General features: G+C 70.4%; 14 protein-coding genes. 6 read left to right on the top strand and 8 right to left on the bottom strand.

Annotated elements, in window-relative coordinates:
- Nucleotides 1-60: 60 nt before the first annotated feature.
- The 3 genes from VKZ50_03695 to VKZ50_03685 form a co-directional block, all read right to left on the bottom strand.
- Nucleotides 61-1053: a D-2-hydroxyacid dehydrogenase family protein gene (locus tag VKZ50_03695; protein ID HLJ58814.1), complete on the bottom strand. Its 993-nt coding sequence runs from the start codon at nucleotides 1051-1053 to the stop codon at nucleotides 61-63.
- Nucleotides 1053-2078, bottom strand: a complete 1026-nt coding sequence (locus VKZ50_03690; protein ID HLJ58813.1) for an LLM class flavin-dependent oxidoreductase — start codon at nucleotides 2076-2078, stop codon at nucleotides 1053-1055. The genes VKZ50_03695 and VKZ50_03690 overlap by 1 nt, the downstream gene beginning before the upstream one ends.
- A 252-nt stretch (nucleotides 2079-2330) precedes the next feature.
- Entirely contained in the window at nucleotides 2331-3476 is a 1146-nt protein-coding gene (locus tag VKZ50_03685; protein HLJ58812.1) for an MFS transporter, read from the bottom strand.
- A 190-nt stretch (nucleotides 3477-3666) separates the two neighbouring features.
- Between VKZ50_03685 and VKZ50_03680 the strand changes: the two genes are divergently transcribed.
- From VKZ50_03680 to VKZ50_03655, 6 genes are all read left to right on the top strand, one after another.
- The gene (locus VKZ50_03680; GenBank protein ID HLJ58811.1) at nucleotides 3667-4737 is read left to right on the top strand and encodes a Gfo/Idh/MocA family oxidoreductase; all 1071 of its coding nucleotides are present in this window, start codon (nucleotides 3667-3669) and stop codon (nucleotides 4735-4737) included.
- Nucleotides 4734-5711, top strand: a complete 978-nt coding sequence (locus tag VKZ50_03675) for a Gfo/Idh/MocA family oxidoreductase (GenBank protein ID HLJ58810.1) — start codon at nucleotides 4734-4736, stop codon at nucleotides 5709-5711. Before VKZ50_03680 ends, VKZ50_03675 begins: the two co-directional genes overlap by 4 nt.
- A 77-nt stretch (nucleotides 5712-5788) precedes the next feature.
- Nucleotides 5789-7492 (top strand): ABC transporter substrate-binding protein, encoded by a 1704-nt coding sequence (locus tag VKZ50_03670; protein ID HLJ58809.1) that lies wholly within the window; start codon nucleotides 5789-5791, stop codon nucleotides 7490-7492.
- 50 nt (nucleotides 7493-7542) lie between these two features.
- Nucleotides 7543-8469, top strand: a complete 927-nt coding sequence (locus VKZ50_03665) for an ABC transporter permease (protein ID HLJ58808.1) — start codon at nucleotides 7543-7545, stop codon at nucleotides 8467-8469.
- On the top strand, nucleotides 8462-9418 hold the full coding sequence (locus VKZ50_03660) for an ABC transporter permease (protein HLJ58807.1): 957 nt from the start codon (nucleotides 8462-8464) through the stop codon (nucleotides 9416-9418). Before VKZ50_03665 ends, VKZ50_03660 begins: the two co-directional genes overlap by 8 nt.
- Nucleotides 9419-9525: 107 nt before the next feature.
- A complete protein-coding gene (locus VKZ50_03655; protein ID HLJ58806.1) occupies nucleotides 9526-11850 on the top strand; it encodes a xanthine dehydrogenase family protein molybdopterin-binding subunit in 2325 nt (774 codons plus the stop codon).
- 1 nt (nucleotide 11851) lies between these two features.
- On the opposite strand, the gene VKZ50_03650 is transcribed toward VKZ50_03655, so the two are convergent.
- From VKZ50_03650 to VKZ50_03630, 5 genes are all read right to left on the bottom strand, one after another.
- Nucleotides 11852-12742 carry a serine hydrolase gene (locus VKZ50_03650; GenBank protein HLJ58805.1) on the bottom strand — a complete coding sequence of 297 codons (891 nt, stop codon included), beginning with the start codon at nucleotides 12740-12742 and terminating at the stop codon, nucleotides 11852-11854.
- A 100-nt stretch (nucleotides 12743-12842) separates the two neighbouring features.
- Nucleotides 12843-14012, bottom strand: a complete 1170-nt coding sequence (locus VKZ50_03645) for a Gfo/Idh/MocA family oxidoreductase (protein ID HLJ58804.1) — start codon at nucleotides 14010-14012, stop codon at nucleotides 12843-12845.
- 30 nt (nucleotides 14013-14042) lie between these two features.
- Nucleotides 14043-14963, bottom strand: a complete 921-nt coding sequence (locus VKZ50_03640) for a sugar phosphate isomerase/epimerase family protein (protein ID HLJ58803.1) — start codon at nucleotides 14961-14963, stop codon at nucleotides 14043-14045.
- Nucleotides 14964-14996: 33 nt separating this feature from the next.
- Complete coding sequence (locus tag VKZ50_03635) at nucleotides 14997-15149, bottom strand: hypothetical protein (GenBank protein HLJ58802.1); 153 nt, start codon at nucleotides 15147-15149, stop codon at nucleotides 14997-14999.
- A 55-nt stretch (nucleotides 15150-15204) separates the two neighbouring features.
- On the bottom strand, nucleotides 15205-17019 hold the full coding sequence (locus VKZ50_03630; protein HLJ58801.1) for an adenine deaminase C-terminal domain-containing protein: 1815 nt from the start codon (nucleotides 17017-17019) through the stop codon (nucleotides 15205-15207).
- Nucleotides 17020-17043: the final 24 nt, after the last annotated feature.

The following is a 17043-nucleotide window of genomic DNA, read 5'->3' as shown; positions in this document are numbered from 1 at the left end:
ACGGCCCGGTGAGGACCGCGCTCACCCCCCGCCGCAACGGCAAGAACTCCGGCACTCCGCCTAGTCGGGACGTCGAGCGCGCAGCGCCGGCGACGCGAGGACGGGCTCGTTCAGGACGCGCACCGGACGCCCGTCGAGAAACGCACGGATGTCCTCGACCGCGCCGCCGTAGGCTTCTCGATACCCTTCCACCGTGACGTACCCGAGGTGTGGAGTCGTGACGAGGTTGTTCGCGCGCCGCAGCGGATGGTCGACCGGGAGCGGCTCCTCGTCGTACACGTCGAGCGCCGCGCCCGCGATCGTGCCGCGCGCGAGCGCGTCGAGGAGCGCGCGCTCGTCCACGATCGGACCCCGCGACGTGTTGATGAGGTACGCGGTCGGCCGCATCAGCGCAAGCTCCCGCGCTCCGATCATCCCTCGGGTGCGCGGGCTCAGCCGCTGGTGAATGGTGACGACGTCCGCCGTGCGCAGCAGTTCGTCCTTGGTCGCGAGCGTCGCGCCGCACTCCTCTGCACGCGCCGCGGTCAGGTTCTGGCTCCAAGCCGTCACGACCATGCCGAACCCGCGCCCGATCGAGGCGACCTGCGCCCCCAACCGGCCGAGGCCGATGACGCCGAGCGTCTTGCCGCGGAGGCCGACGCCGACGGTCGCCTGCCAGTCGCCGCGTCGGACCGACGCGTGCTCCTGCGGAATCCGCCGCGCGAGGGCCAGGATCAGACCCCACGTCAGCTCCGCGGTCGGGTAGGGAAGCATCGGCGTGCCGGTCACCACGATCCCCAACCGAGTCGCCGCGTCCAGGTCGATCGAGGCGTTGCCCATGCCGGTCGTCACGAGCAGCCGCAGGTCCGGCAGCCGCTCGAGCAACGACGCGCCGAAGGGCGTCCGCTCGCGCATCGCGACGACCGCCGCGAACGGCGCGAGGCGCGCGGCGATCTCCCCCTCGTCGCTCAGGTGATCGCGAAACACCTCCACGCCGACCCCTGAGCCCAGCGCGCCCCAATCGGCCATCGTCAACGCCACACCCTGGTAGTCGTCCAGCATCGCGACCCGAATCACGCCCCGCCCTCCCCTCGCGCGGGCGCCGCGGCCCGCATCGTCTCAAGCGCCGTCAACGGGGCATCGGCGCCGGCCGGCACCGGATACACCAGCGGAAGATCTACTCCGGCCGTCCGGTACGCTGAGAGATGCGTCCGCAGCCGCGTCGTCCCCCCGAAGGCGATGAGCGCGTCGAGCATCTCGTCCGGCACGACCCCCGCGGCGGCCTCCACGCCCGCACCGAGCGCCTCGGTGACGCGGTCGACCGCGTCGCCAAATCCGCTCTCCCGCCACATCCGCGCGTACACCGGCAACCGCGCGTACCAGGCGAGCTGTCGGCGGCCCGCGTCACGCGCCTCCGGGTCGTCCGACACGCACGCGCGGACGGTCGCGACAACGGTCACCGCTCTCGGATCCCGCCCGGCCCGCCGCGCGCCGTCCGCTACCTGCTCGCGCACCCACGAGACGCGGGAAGGCGGCACCCACGTCACGATCACACCGTCGCCCAGCGCCCCGGCGAGGCGCAGCATCGTGCGGCCGAGCCCCGCGATGAATATCGGCACGCGACACGACGGCGCGAACTCCAGCCGGAACCGGCGAATCTGGAGCGTCTCCCCATCGTAGTGCGTCGAGTCGCCCGAGAGCGCGAGGCGCAGCGCCTCGACGTATTCGCGCATCGCGCGGACCGGACGCGGCAACGCGATCCCGTGGGCCATCTCGCTGATCGCGGGGTGGCCGGTCCCGAGCCCGAGCCTGACGCGACCGCCCGAGAGATCATCCAGCGTGGCCGCGGCCATCGCCGTCACCGTGACCGGCCGCGAGAGGATCGGCAGAATGCTCGTCCCGAGCGCGACGCGGCAGGTGGCCATCGCCATCGCCCCGAGCATCGCGAAGCTCTCCTTGCCGGTCCCCTCGGTGATCCAGACGCTGTCGTAGCCGAGGCCTTCGGCCTCGCTGGCCAGCTCCACCATCCGGCGCGCGGGGATGCTGGGGGCCGGTCCCGGCGACGGCAGAAGATCTCGCAACACGACCCCGAGACGCATCACGGACCCGTGGCCGCGGCGGAGCCCCGGCCCCGCGTGCCGGCTCGGGTGCGAACCGCCCCACAAGAGTCGACGACGGCCGCGGTCGCCGACAGTGGAAACCTGGCCAACACGGTCGCGGACCGACTCATCGCACGGCGGCTCCCCTGTGCACCTGCTCGACGCCCCCCCCTGGCGCGGACACGGCGACGCCCACTGAATACGCGGGGGGACCAACCGTTCCTTCACGGGCCGACGGGCGGGCGGCGGCCGTCAACGTCGCAGCCCGGCCGCCGCGGCCACGGAGATCACGGAGCCGGCGGCAACGGTCAAGAACGCCGTGGCGGGGAGTCGGGTCGCATCCCACGCCGCACCCGCGAGCAGGGGAAACACAAACGTGCAGGCGTAGGCGATCGCGAGCATGCCCGCCGAAAGCCGGTGCACGTCGTGCGCCTCCGTCAGCAGGGGGGGCATCGCCAGCGTCAGCACTAGGATCTGCGCGGTAAAGAATCCGATCACCACCGCTCCGAGCACGAGGCCCGGTCCCGGTGCGAGGAGGAAGATCGCCAACCCGGCCAGGATCAGCGCCCCGCTCGCCATCAGCGGCCCGCGCCGCCCGATCATCCGGGGCGCCAGGCACGCGACCGCGACCGACGCGGGCAGTTGCCCCGTATTCAGCGCGGTGAGGCACGGGCCGATCATGTCGGACCGCCCCGTGGCGCGCAGGAACTCAGGGATGAACGCGTTGGATCCGAAGTACGCGGCCGAGGCGCCGCCCAACGTCAGACCCAACCGCAGCGTCGGTCCCCCGCGCCAGTCGGGCCACCAACGGCGCGAGGATGCCGCGGCGGGCGGCGGGGCCGGCAGCGCGCCGAGGACGAGCGCGGTGAGCAGCACGGGCAGCGACCAGACGACGAAGCTCCGCTCCCAACTCCCCCCGACGAGCGGGAGCACGAACGGCAGCGTGAGCGCCGCGCTCAGGGCTTCTCCGATCAAGAGCCCGCTCGTGTACACTGCCGTCGCGAGGCCGACGCGGGATGCAAACCATCGCCCCACGAGCGAGGGCATCGCCGGCTGCGTGACCGCCACCCCGATCCCCATCAGCAGAGTCATCGCGAAGAGCATGACCGCCGACGGACCGACGCCGCGGAGGGCGGACGCCACCGCGACGAGCAACAACCCGGCCGCGGCGGCGCGGACGGCGCTCGTGTGCGCGATCAGCAGTGACCCGAGGATCGCCGCGGCCGCCAGGAGAAACACCGGCAACGCCGTCAGCGCGCCGACGCCGGCCTCGGACAGATGCAGGTCGCGATGGATCAGCGTGAGAACCGGCGGCACCGCGAGAATCGTCAGGCGCAGATCCGCCCCCATGATCCATAACAGCGCGAGGAGAGGCCAAGAGATGCGTCGCGCGTCCACACTGTAAGGGCTTGGGAATCGCGGCGACCAGATCCTCCACCGGCGCTTCGGAACCGGCCGGCGGTCGCCCCGGGCAGGAAGCGCGCCGACGGCGTGGTATTGTGCCGATGTCCCCGAGACACTGCGCAACCGCGCGTCGCCAGGGCGGCGAACATGTCCGCGGCGACCGCAGCCTTCCCGGAGGTGGCGAGTGGCACGAATCCGGATCGGCCTGATCGGCTGCGGCGGCATCGCCCGCAGCGCGCACCTCCCCGCCATGCAGCACCTGAGAGAGCAGGTCACGCTCGTCGCCGCCGCCGACGTGAACGTGGAGGCCGCGCGCGCCGCCGCGGCGCCGTGGGGCGCCGACGCGTACGCGGACGGTCATCAGCTGATCGCGCGGAAGGACATCGATGTCGTCGTGATCGCGACGCCGGAGAAAGCCCACCGCGAGTGGACCGAGGCAGCCGCCGCGACCGGCCGGCACGTCTTGTGCGAGAAGCCGATGGCCACGTCGGTGGAGGACGCGGACGCGATGATCGCCGCGTGCCGCCGGGCCGGGGTCCACCTCATGATCGCCCACAGCCGCCGGTTCACGATGCGGTACATGCAGGTGCGGCGGGCGGTCGATCGCGGCGACGTCGGGGCCGTGCGCCTCGTGCGCGAGAACGAGCGCCGGAGTCGCGCGCGGACGGGCGAGACCGGCGGCTACTATTCGGCCACCCACTGGTCGGGCGATCCGAACGTCACGGTGGGCGCGGCGATCCTCAACGGCGTGCACGAAACCGACCTCCTGCGATGGTTCGTCGGGGCGGAACCGGTCTCCGTCTCCTGCGAGCACAAGATCACGATGGAGGGGAACCGCGGGGTGCCGGACTTCTTGACGTACACCGTCCGCTTCGCCAACGGCGCCATCGGGTCGAGCGAGCTCAGCAACTGCCTGCCGCCCGGGTACCCGGCGTTCCATCAGTTCGAGCTGTACGGTGATCGCGGCGCGCTGCGCGCGAAGGATCACGACCTGATCAGCATCACACGATTCCGCGAGGGCGCGGCGGAGTTCCCCGGAGGCTACGAGATCCTCCTGCACAATCTGCCCGCGTACGTGCGTGAGCACGCGGCGTTCGTCGAGGCGGTGCGGCGCGACACTCCGGTGCCGATGCCTCCGGAGGACGCCCGCGCCGCGCTCCGACTCGCCCTCGCGGGCGTCGAGTCGGGGCGCTCGGGCCGGGTCGTACATCTCGCCGCCGGCAGCCCGATCGAGGGCGGGAGGGCTCAAGCGTGACGTCTCCCATCGGGATGGGCATCATCGGCGCAAACCGGTACGCCGCAGCGCTGGCGGACTACGCAGCGCCGCCCGCGGGTGCCGAGGTGTCGGCGATCGCCCCCAGCCCCAACGGGCGCGACCGAACGGCCGCCGCCGCCCTGGCGCGATCCCTGCGGGCCGGGTTCGAACGTGACTGGGGTTCGGTGGCCCGGCATCCGGCGGTCGGGGTCGTGCTGGTCGCGAGCGACGATCCGGGGCGCAGCGCAGCGGTCGAAGCCGCCCTGGGTGCGGACAAGATCGTCGTGTGCCCCGCTCCTGCGGCCACGACCACGGAGGCCCTCGATCGCCTCTCCGCCGCGCAGACGAGGGGACACGGAGTGCTGCTCGCACCCGGCGAGATCCGGTACACGCCCGCGGGGGCCCGTGCGGTTGCGCTGGCCGTGGCGGGAGGACTCGGCAGGTTGCACTCGATCTATGCCGCCGTCCGGCTGCGGGTCCCCGACCGCGGCTCCGGCGACGACTCGATCCTCGACCGGCTGGGCTGGGATCTGTTCGACACGCTGTGCACGGCCGTGCCCCACGCGCTCCGCCGGGTGCACGCCACGGTCGCCGGCCTCTTCGGCGGCACCGAGGACACGGCGGCGATCGTCGCGCGACTCGGGGATGACACCATCGCCACGATCGACCTGTCGCGCTGCCTGCCCGCGTCGATCCCCACGGTGCCGCAAGGCGAGGTCGAAATCGAGCTGATCGGATCGCGCGACGCGCTGCGCCTCGAGCCCTACCGGACGGCGGTCCGCTTCCACGGGGAGCGGGACGCGGCGCGCCTTCCCTGGATGGATGAACCGGTCGTCTCGATGCTCCACGAGGGCGTGCGCATCGCCGCCGGAGAGGCGCCGCGTCCAAACCACTTCGAACACTTTCGGCGTGTGGTCGGCCTGATGGACGCAGTGAAGGCGTCCGCGACACGCGGGGACACGATCACGGTGTGACCGCGGCGAAAGGGTTTCCGCCTACCCGGCCGAATCGCTGCTAGGCACCACTACTCTGGTCCGGGGGTGAGAGCACGGTGGCGAATCGGTCGATGCGGTTTCCCTGGGAGGCGTACTATCGGTCCGGGTTGATCTCTCGCCGTCAGTTCCTGAAGCTCAGCGCGATGATCGGAAGTACCGCTGCGGTCGGCGCAAGCGCAGCGTCGTTCGCGCGTCCTGAACCGGCCGCAGCCGCCCTCGCGGCGCCGGCGAAGCAAGTCCTCCGTTACCCGGACCAGGAACCGCTCCATTTCGACCCGGCCACGATGGAAGCCCGCCCCGAGATCCTCATCGGCATGGCGCTGTTCGACCCGCTGATCACCTTCGACGGCAACGGCAACATCATCCCGCTCGCCGCGCGCTCGTGGAGCGTCTCCGCGGACGGGCTGACGTACACGTTCCACCTGCGGCCGGGGATGCAGTGGTCCGACGGGCACCCTGTCACGGCGTCGGACTACGAGTACTCGTGGAAGCGCGTGCTCGACCCGGCGGTGGCGAGCGACTACGCGTCCGCGTTCTACCCGATCAAGGGCGCGCTCGACTACAACAAGGGCAAGACCAAGACCGCCGACAACGTCGCGGTGAAGGCGGTGAACACCCTGACCCTGCAGGCCACCATGGCCGCGCCCGCCGCGTACTTCCCACGCCTCGTGTCCACGTGGAACTTCATGCCGGTGCCCCGGTGGCAGGTCGAGAAGTACGACAAGAAGTGGGTGGAAGCCGGCAACCACGTCGGCAACGGCATGTTCAAGTTGCAGTCGTGGGAGCACGACAAGGAGCTGACGATCGTTGCGAACCCGCGCTACTGGGGACCCAAGCCGACGCTGCAGAAGGTCGTGTTCACACTGACCGATGATCCGTTCCGCACCAGCCTGCCCGCGTACGAGAACAACGAGCTCGACGTCACCGACCAGATCCAGCCAGCCGACATCGTGCGGGTCCGCGGCGACGCGACGCTTGGCAAGCAGACCCACAAGTACCGGTGGTCGGGCACGGCGATGATGTTCTGCGACACCACCAACACGAAGTCGCCGCTCAGCAACCCTAAGGTCCGCCAGGCGCTGTACCTGGCGACCGACCATACGCGGATCGCCAGCCAGGTCCTCCGCGGCATCTACGATCCGGCCCTCACGATCACGCCGCCGGGCACGATCGGTTACCTCGCGAATCCTCCCCTCACCGGCGGCGTCGCCCATGCGCGCCAGTTGCTGTCCGAGGCCGGATACCCGGACGGCAAGGGATTCCCGGGCTTCAAGATCTCGTGGCCGAAGCTCGTGACGTTCGACCTGGTGGCGCAGGCGCTGCAGCAGATGTGGCAGGACACGCTGAAGATCAACGTCACGCTGCAGCGGATGGAGGCGAAGGAGTTCCAAGCCGCATTCAACTCGTACGCGACGCAGCCGTACGAAGCGTACATCAACCGGTGGGGGTCGGACTACGAGGACCCCGCCAACTGGGCCAACATTCTGTTCGATTCCGAGCAGGACTTCTTCCACACCAAGTGGCGCAACGCGGCGTACGACACGGCCGTGCGCGCGGGCTCCGCCGAGGGGAACGCGGCGAAGCGCAAACAGCTGTACGAGTCCGCGGAGAAGATCCTGAACACCGAGCTGCCGGCGATTCCGATCTTTCACCTCGGCGTGATCATCGCGATCAAGCCCTGGGTGCAGGGGTTCGCGCTCCCGCCGGCCGCCGCCGCCTGGTACGGAACGTTCGGACGGGTCAAGATCCTGGATCACTGACATCGAGCGCTCGGGGGCCGCGCTGCGCGCGGCCCCCGACGTCCCCGCCCATGGGCGCCTACCTGGCCCGACGCCTCTTGCTCGCGGTCCCCACGATGGTGATCGTCTACACCCTCGCGTTCCTGCTGGTGCACGCAACGCCGGGCGGTCCCTGGGACAACGCCGAGAAGCCGCTCGCGCCTCAGGTGATCGCGAACCTCAAGGCCAAGTACCATCTCGACGCGCCGCTGTGGACGCAGTACGTGCTCTACCTCGATAACGCCGTGCACGGATCGCTCGGACCGTCGTACGTCAACACATCGCAGGACGTCTCCGAGATCATCGCGGAGTTCTTTCCGGTCTCGATGCAGCTCGGAGCGGCGGCGATGCTGTTCGCGATCGCCGTCGGGATCCCGCTCGGCACGCTGGCGGCGGTGTACCGCAACACCCCCGTGGACTACGCGGCGATGGGCGCCGTGGTGCTGGGCATATCGATTCCGAACTACGTCATGGCCACGCTGCTCGTGACCGTGTTCGCGGTTGCGCTCCATTGGGTACCCACGGGTGGGTGGCGGGGCCTGCTCGACATCCGCGTGCTCATCCCGATGGTCGCGATCGGGTTTCGACCCGCGACGATACTCGCGCGGTATCTCCGAACGTCCCTGCTCGAGGTACTGCACCAGGACTACATCCGCACGGCGCGGGCGAAGGGACTCGCCGGCTCGCGCGTGATCCTGCGCCACGGCCTTAGGAACGCGTTGACACCGGTCGCCACCGTCTCCGGCATCCTCGTCGCCGACGTCATCACGGGATCGTTCTTCGTGGAGACAATCACGCGCGTCCCAGGGATCGGGCGCTATTTCGTCACCGCGACGACCGGACGCGACTACCCCGTGCTGCTGGCGCTCGCGTTGCTGTTCGCCCTCATCATTATCACGATGAACATCCTGGTCGACCTATCGTACGCCGCACTCGATCCACAAGTGCGCTATGGGTAGCACGTCGCTCCTCGAGGCGGGGCTCCCCGCTCGACGTGCCGAGGCGCGCCGGGGCTACCGTCGTGCCCTCGCCCGGTTTGCGCGGCACCGCATGGCCGCGGTCGGCGCCCTGTTTCTCGCCGCCGTCGTCCTGATTGCCGTCGGAGCGCCGACGCTCGCGCCCTATCGGTACGACAAACAGGATCTGCTCTCAACGTACGCGGCGCCGGACGCGCACCACCTGGCCGGCACCGACGCGCTGGGCAGGGACATGCTGAGCCGGATGGTCTACGGCGCCCGGGTCTCCATGAGCGTCGGCCTCGCCACCACCGTCATCGTCCTCATGGTGGGCGTGCCGATGGGCCTCACCGCGGGCTATTTCGGGGGCACGTTCGACCTGCTGCTGATGCGGGTCGTGGACATCGCGTATGCGATTCCGAACCTGCTGCTCGTCGTGCTGTTGCAGACTTTCTTCACGGCGTTCCTGCCGGCCATTCGATCTGGCCCCCTTGTCTGGCTGCGGACGTTGAATCAGGACACCGGCGGTGTCGCCGCGATCGTGCTCGCGCTGTCGCTCGTCGGATGGCTGGACGTCGCCCGCATCGTGCGGGGACAGGCACTCGCGCTGCGGCACCGCGAGTTCGTGCAAGCCGCGAAGAGCCTGGGCGCGTCGGAACAGCACGTCCTCGCCGCCCACCTCCTCCCCAACGTCGCGGCACCGATCATCATCATGGCCACCCTGCTCATTCCATACTTCATCATCGCCGAGGCGGGGCTGAGCTTCCTCGGACTCGGCGTCCAGCCGCCGACGCCGAGTTGGGGCCTCATGATCGCGGAAGGCGTGGACGCGATCGAATCCTATCCGCTTCTGGTCATCGCCCCGGCGCTCGTGCTGGCCGTGACGCTGCTGAGCCTCAACTTCGTCGGCGACGGCATGCGCGACGCGCTCGATCCCTCGGCGGACCGCTGACACGCCCGGTCCCGAACGTTCCCCGCCGACGACGCGGTCCGCGAATGGGTCCTGTACGTATTGAGTAGAAGATCGACTGAGCACGGGTCGGCCAAGGAGGCGGAGCAGTGCCCGACCGCACATCGGACGCGGCGCGCCCGGAAGGCCGGTTGATCGGACGACACCTGAAGCGCCGCGAGGATCTGCGATTCCTGCAAGGCCGGGGGCGGTACGTCGACGACATCGTGCTGCCCAACATGGCTCATCTCGTGCTCGTGCCGAGCGCCCACGCCCACGCGCGCTTGCGCGGCGTCCACATCGACGACGCGGGGCGTGCGCCGGGGGTGATCGCGGTCGTCGCGGCTGGTGATCTCGCGGGCCGGGTCCGTCCCATGCCCGTGAACCCCCTGCGGAACGCCGAACTGGCAAACACGCCGCACCCCGTGCTGGCGGTGGAAAAGGTCCGCTACGTCGGCGAGCCGGTCGTGGGCGTCCTGGCCGACAGTCTTGCCGCCGCGATCGACGCGGCGGCGCTGGTGGTGGTGGACTACGATCCGCTGCCGGCCCTCTCCGATGCGCGCGCAGCCCTCGGGTCGCCCGTGCTCCTTCATGAGGCGCTCGGCGACAACGTCCTCATCCGAATGACGCGCGGCAGCGGGGATGTCGCCGGCGCGTTTGCTGCGGCGGCGTGCGTGGTCAGCGGGCGGTTCCACATCCCGCGCGTGGTGCCGGCGCCGATGGAGTCCCGCGCGGCCGTCGCGGTGTATGATCCGGCGGGCGATCTGCTGACCCTGTGGGTCTCCGCCCAAGAGCCCTACCGGCCGCGCGCCCAGCTGAGCCGCATGCTCGGCCGTCCGGAAGACCGCATCCGGGTCGTTGTGCCCGACGTCGGAGGCGCGTTCGGCAGCAAGGGGGCCCTGGCATCCGGGGCGGTGGTGGCGGCGCACCTCGCGATCGAGACGGGGCGGCCGGTCAAGTGGATCGAGCAGCGCCGCGACAACTTCATCGCGTCCACCCACGGACGCGGCTTCGACGCGGACCTCGAGGTCGCAGTCGGGCCCGACGGGAAAATCACGGCGCTGCGGGGCACGGTCGTCGCGGACGCGGGCGCGTACCTGTACCCGGCGACCGCGATGCCGACGGCGCGCGTGGCCGAGCTCGTCACGGGCGTCTACGACATCCCCGCGGCCAGGATCGACATCATCGGGGCCGCGACCAACAAGGTGCCGACCTCTGCGTACCGGGGCGCCGGGCGCCCCGAGGCCGCGTACCTGATCGAGTGCATGGTCGATCTCGTGGCGCGCGAGTTGAACGTGGACCCCGTCGCGGCGCGCCGGCGCAACCTGATCCCGCCTGACCGGTTGCCGTACCGCTCCGCGTTGGGATCAGTCTACGACTCCGGCAACTACGCTCAGGCGCTCGACCGCGCGTGCGAGCTCGTGGACTACGGCAGGTGGCGGGAAGCGCAGCGGCGTGCGCGGGCCGCTGGGAGACTCCTCGGCATTGGCCTCTCCGTGTACGTGGAGCCCGCGGGCGGACTGTTATGGGAGAGCGCGGCCGTCTCAGTGCACGCCGACGGACAGGTGATTGTTCGCACCGGGTCGACCGCGCACGGTCAAGGACACGACACGACGTTCGGGCAGATCGCGGCCGACGTTCTCCAGGTGCCGATGGACACGATCGTGGTTCAGCAGGGCGACACCGCGCTCATGCCCACGGGCGTCGGCACCTTCGGCAGCCGCTCGATTGCGGTCGGCGGCGCCGCGCTGGTGGGCGAGCTGGAAAAGATCAAGACCAAAATGCGACGCATCGCCGCGCATCTCCTGGAAGCGTCGGACGCGGACCTCCAGTGGGGCGACGGCCGTCTGTCCGTCCGAGGGGCGCCCGCCCGCGCGGTGACGTTCCGGCAGGTGGCTGCGGCGGCGCACCAACCGGCCCGCCTCCCGGCCACCATCGAGCCGGGGCTCGAGACCTCAGGCACCTTCTCGCTGCCGGACATGGTCTACCCGTTCGGTGCGTACGCCGCCGTCGTCGAGATCGCACGCGACACCGGAGAGGTACGGATCCTGAAGTTCGTGGCCGTGGACGATGCCGGCCGGATCGTCAATCCGCTGCTCGCCGAGGGTCAGGTAATCGGCGCAATCGTCCAGGGGCTCGGCCAGACGCTGGTCGAGGAAGTCGTCTACGACGACACCGGCCAGCTGCTCACTGCGACGTTCACGGACTACGCCATGCTCCGTGCGCCGCACGTCCCGGCGATCGCCGCGGAATTCACTGAAACGCCGACCCCGTACACCTCGTTGGGTGCGAAGGGCATCGGCGAAGCCGGCACCGTCGGCGCGCCGCCCGCGCTGGCCAACGCGGTCCTGGATGCGCTGGCGCCCCTCGGCGTGCGCGGCGTCGACCTGCCGCTGACCGGCGAGAAACTGTGGCGCCTCGTGAGGGGCTCGTGAGCTAGGATCCGGTGTAGGCCGGGCCCTCCTCGGTGCTGAGCACGTCCCAGCACGCCCGGCACAGCCGCCCGATGTGGTGGCTCGCCCCCGCCTTGCCGGGAGTGCCGTCGGGTAGCGTCCACGGGACGCGCCCAGTGTACACGGTGAGGATGAACAACGGCCGGTCGTGTTCGAAAACGATCCCGGCATCGTTGAAGTTCCGCGCCGCCGTGCCCGTTTTGTGCGCCACCTTGGTCCCGACCGGGAGCAGCGAGGGGAGGCGCTGCTGAAGCCGCTGCCAGCCGAGGATATCGAGCGCAAGCCGGCAGAGCGCCTGGCTGCACCCCAGGCGGGCCGCCGCCGCCGCATCGTGCGTCCCGAGCCAGATCAGCTCGAGCAGCCGGCCCGCGTCGGCGGGCGTCGTCACGTTGAGGCGGTTGAGGTCGGGCGGGATGTCGCGGTTCGCCTCCACGCCGAGATCGACGTTCGGCGGGACCGGTTGGCGGTGCGCGGTGCCCGTCATCCCCACGGACCGGCTGAACTCGTTGATCGCGTCGAGCCCGAGCATCTCGACCACGGTGCCGGTACAGGCGTTGTCGCTCACGATGATCATCATCACGAGCACGTCCCGCAGCGGCAGCGTGAAATCCGGCAGGAAGAACTGGAAGCATCCGCTGTTGCTGGTCTGGTGCTTCGCCTGGATCAGCACGGGCTGGGTCAACGACAGCCGCCCCGCCTCGACGGCGCGCAACGCCGTCATCAGAATCGCGATCTTGCGCGTACTCGCCGACGGCACCACGACGTCCCCGCCGCGGTGCGCCGTCGACCCCGTCGCCAGGTCTTTCAGGTACCAGCCCGTCTCGAACGGCTGCGCGTCGCAGAGCCCGTTCAAGCGGGCCGTCAGCCCGTCCATCGTCATCCCTCCACCTCGACGACATGCGCCTGCGGGGCGTTCTGCCATGCGGCGCTGTGGATCTCGCGCATGAAGCCCGCGCCCAGAGTGCCGACCGGGGTCACGACGCCGGCACCTCAACCCACCGGGCCGCGTGGGCGCTCGCCAGGATGCACTCGGCGATGACGTTCTCGCGGTGGCCGTCGGCGAACGTCGGGAACTCCGGCGGGCGTCCCGACCGCCGGCCGCCCGCACGAAGGTAGTCGTAGATCGCGCGGTTGATCGCGGTGTGGCTGTCGGCAAATCCCTCCGCATGGCCCCCCGGATACCGTGCGTAGGGCCTCGCCGCAGGGTCCAGCAGGGCGGGGTCCTTGATCAACGTCTCGTTCGGCCGGTCGCGGTGCCCGAGCCACAGTTCGTTCGGGCGCTCCCCGTCCCACGCGATCGAGCCGCGCGCGCCGTTCACCTCGATCGCGAGACGGTTCTTGCGCCCGGCGCTCACCTGCGAGACCATCATGACACCGCGCGCGGCATCGCCGAGCCGCAGCATCACGGTCGCGGCGTCTTCGGTCTCCACCCGCACGGGCGTGCGCTCGACGGCGGCGGTCGCAAACGCGTCGAGCGGCCTCGACGGCCTCCGGCGCAAGGGCAGCACCGTGGTGAGGTCGGCGAGCACCGCGCGAATCGGCAGGCCGGTCAGGTGCTGCGCGAGATCGAGCCAGTGGGAACCGATGTCGCCGACGGCGCGCAACGCGCCCCCTTCCACCGGATCGACCCGCCAGTTGTAGTCGGTGTCGAGCAGCAGCCAGTCCTGCCAGTAGCCGCCGTGCACGAGATACACCGGGCCGAGATCGCCGCGTCCGATGAGCGCGCGGGCGTGCTGGAGCAGCGGATAGAAGCGGATGTTGAACGTGACGGCGTTGACCAGCCCGCTCGCCTCCGCAAGGCGAACGAGCTCCGCGGATTCCGCGGTCGTCATCGCCAGCGGTTTCTCGCACACGACATGCTTGCCGGCCTCGAGCGCCGCCTTGGCCGCCGGGTAGTGGTGGACGTTGGCGGCGGTGATGTGCACGACGTCCACGTCGGGGGCCTCGATCAGGCGGCGATAGTCCCCGTACGCCGCGGGGACGAACAGCGACGCGGCCTTGTGCTCGGCCGACGCCTGACTGCTCCCGGCCAGCGCAACGACGCGCACGAACCCAAGGCGGCGGAGCGACTCGATGTGCGCGGGGCCGATGAAGCCGGCGCCGATGACGCCGACGCGAATGGGAAGGTTCGGACCCTCGGGCATCTCGGCCTCTCCTTCCGCGGCCCGCCGACCTCAGCCCCGCGGGATGAACTGTCTCAAGTACGCCGCGGACTGCCGCAGCGCGCGCTTGCGATCGTCGAGGGTGGCTTCGTACGCGCGGTCCTCGACCTCGACGCAGACCGGCCCCGCGTAGCCCGCGTCCGTCAGCGCGGAAAAGAACGGCCCCCACCGCACGTCGCCCAGCCCCGGGAGCTTCGGCGTGTGGAACGCAAGCGGGACCGCGAGCACCCCGACGTCGTCGAGCCGGCGCCGGTCGAGCCTGGCGTCCTTCGCGTGCACGTGGTGCAGCCGCGCGCGGAACTCCGCGATCGGCCGGATCTCGTCCATCTGCTGCCAGATCATGTGCGACGGGTCGTAGTTGAGGCCGAAGTGCGGGTCGGGGATCTCCTCGAACATCCGCCGCCAGACCGCCGGGCTGATCGCCAAGTTCTTGCCGCCCGGCCACTCGTCCTGCGTGAACAGCATCGGGCAGTTCTCGACCCCGAGGCAGACGTTCCGCTCCGCGGCGTACTGAACGAGCGGCGGCCACACCTCCCGGAACAACGGCCACTGATCGTCGATCGAGCGGTGGGGGTCCCGCCCGACGAACGTATTGACGCGGGAGAGCCCCAGGCGCTGGGCTGCGTCGATGACCGCGTGAAGATGGTCGAGGGCGACGCGGCGCTCGGTCTCATCGGGCGCAAGGGGATTCGGGTAGTATCCGAGCGCGGAGATCTGCACGCGGCTCCATCGTATCAACCCGTGCACGTCCGCGACGGTCCGGGCGTCCAGCGCCGTGACGTCGATATGGGTCACCCCGGCGTATCGCCGCTCCGCCTTCCCGCGCGGCCAGCACATCACCTCGATGCAATCGAACCCAGCCTGGGCCGCAACATGGAACACGGCCTCGAGCGAGAGATCCGCAAGAATGGCGCTCACAAACCCCAGTTGCATCGGTCCGCCTCCTGCCGTTGCGTCCACCGTCGTCTACTCCTTCCATTGAGCGTCCGCGGTCCGGGCGTAGATCCACGTCAACCCGAGTACGGTTGCGCCGCGCAGCGTCTGCTTCCCCGTCTGCGAGACGCTGCGGATCGTCTGCAGGCGCTCCAGTACGGCGAGGATCGACGTGCCGCCGATCACACCGGTGGCCGCCGACAGCAGCAGGCCCAGCGTCGCGAGATTCAGGTCTGCCGCGTTACCCCACGACCATCGGCAGCAGCGTCTGGCGCTCCACGTCGATCAGTCCGAGGTCGGACAGCTTGGCTTCCGGGCTCACCGCGAGCGTGAGCGAGACGATACCGGTGAACGGTCGCTCCCCCACCATCCCGGCCGCCTCGGCCGCGCGCCGGAACGCCGCGACCTCGCGGGCGACATCCTCGGCCGGACGCAACGACAGGAGCCCGGCAACCGGCAGGTCGATCTTTGCGACCACCGCCCCGCGGCGCACGAGCACGATGCCACCGCCGCACTCGGCGAGCGCGCGGCATGCCGCGAGCATGTCGTCCCGATCGGTCCCTACCACCGTCAGATTGTGCGAGTCGTGGGACACCGAACTGGCGAGCGCCCCCTCGCTCGGACCGAAGCCGCGGAGGACGGCGCAGGTCACGCCCCCGTGCCGGCCGTGGCGTTCGACGACCGCGAGGGTCACGGCGGGCCGTCCGTCGCCCGCGGGCAGCGTCACCTCGCCGCCTGCGATCCGGACCCGCATCGTACCGTAGGTCGTCCGCACGGGCGCGCTGCGGCCGTTGAAGTCGATCACGCGGATTACCGCGTCGCCGTCCGGCGTTCCCGGGACGCGTAGCCGGAACGCGTCGGCGCCGAGACCGGCCGGCAGATGGATCGTGTTCTCGCGCTCCACGGCGGCGCTCTCGGCGCGAAGGCGCTCCGCCGGCGGCACGACGACGCATCGCCCGTCCTGCGCCACGAGGCGGCCCGCGCGGTAGACCTCGCGAACGTCAAACCGCCCGATGTCGGACAACAGCACCACGTCGGCGATCCGACCGGGGCTCAACGCGCCGAGGTCGTGCCGGCGGATCCGGTTGGCCGCGTTGAGCGTCGCGAACCGCACGACATCCACGGGGTCCAGCCCCTCCTCGACGAGCCGCCGGGCAACATGATCGATGTGGCCGTATCGCAGCAGGTCCTCAGGCACGACGTCGTCCGTGCAGAGCGTGACGGTCGGCAGATACCCGCGGCCTCGAAGCGCCTCGGCCATGGCCGCGGCGTTCGGCGACAGCGAACTCTCCCGCACGTCGAGGTAGAGGCCGGCGCGAAGCTTGGCGAGCGCGTCGACCGCCTCGCGATTCTCGTGGTCGGAATCGATCCCGGCCGCAACATACGCCGACAACAGTCGCCCGCGGACGCGCGGCGCGTGTCCCTGGACGATTCCGCCCGCCGCCTCCGCCGCCTCGATCAACCCCAGCATCCGGTCGTCGCCCCGGATCACCGCGGGATAGTCCATCACCTCCGCCAGCCCGACGACCCGCGGCCACGTCAGCATCTCCTCGATCTCCCGGCGGCCGAAACTGGCGCCCGCGGTCTCCACCGACGGCGCCGACGGCACGCAGGACGGTGCCGTCACGAGCACACGGAGCGGTGTGGCAGCGGAATCGTCCACCATGTACCGGACGCCTCGCAGGCCCATCACGTTGGCGAGCTCGTGCGGGTCGATGAGCACGGTGGTGGTGCCGTGAGGCAGCACCACCTCGCTGTAGTGCCGCGCCGTGATCATGCTGCTCTCGATGTGCACGTGCGTGTCGATCAGCCCGGGAATCGCGAACCAGTCCGGGCGGTCCACCATCTCGCGCCCGGCAAGCGGGGGCTCCCCCGGCCCGGTGACATGCGCGATCCGCCCTCCGCTGATCCCAATGTCGCCCGGACGCACCTCGCCGGTGAACACGTTGACAACGGAAACGCCCCGCACCACGAGGTCCAGTTCGCGCCGCCCGGCCGCCGCGTCGATCAGCGCCTTCCGATCGTAGACCGGCTCGCCGCTCCACGTCATCGCCATGCGCCACCCCGTTTCATCCTGCGT

The sequence above is a fragment of the bacterium genome, from assembly GCA_035295165.1.
GTDB lineage: Bacteria > Sysuimicrobiota > Sysuimicrobiia > Sysuimicrobiales > Segetimicrobiaceae > JAJPIA01.
This window is presented reverse-complemented; position numbering and strand designations above follow the sequence as displayed.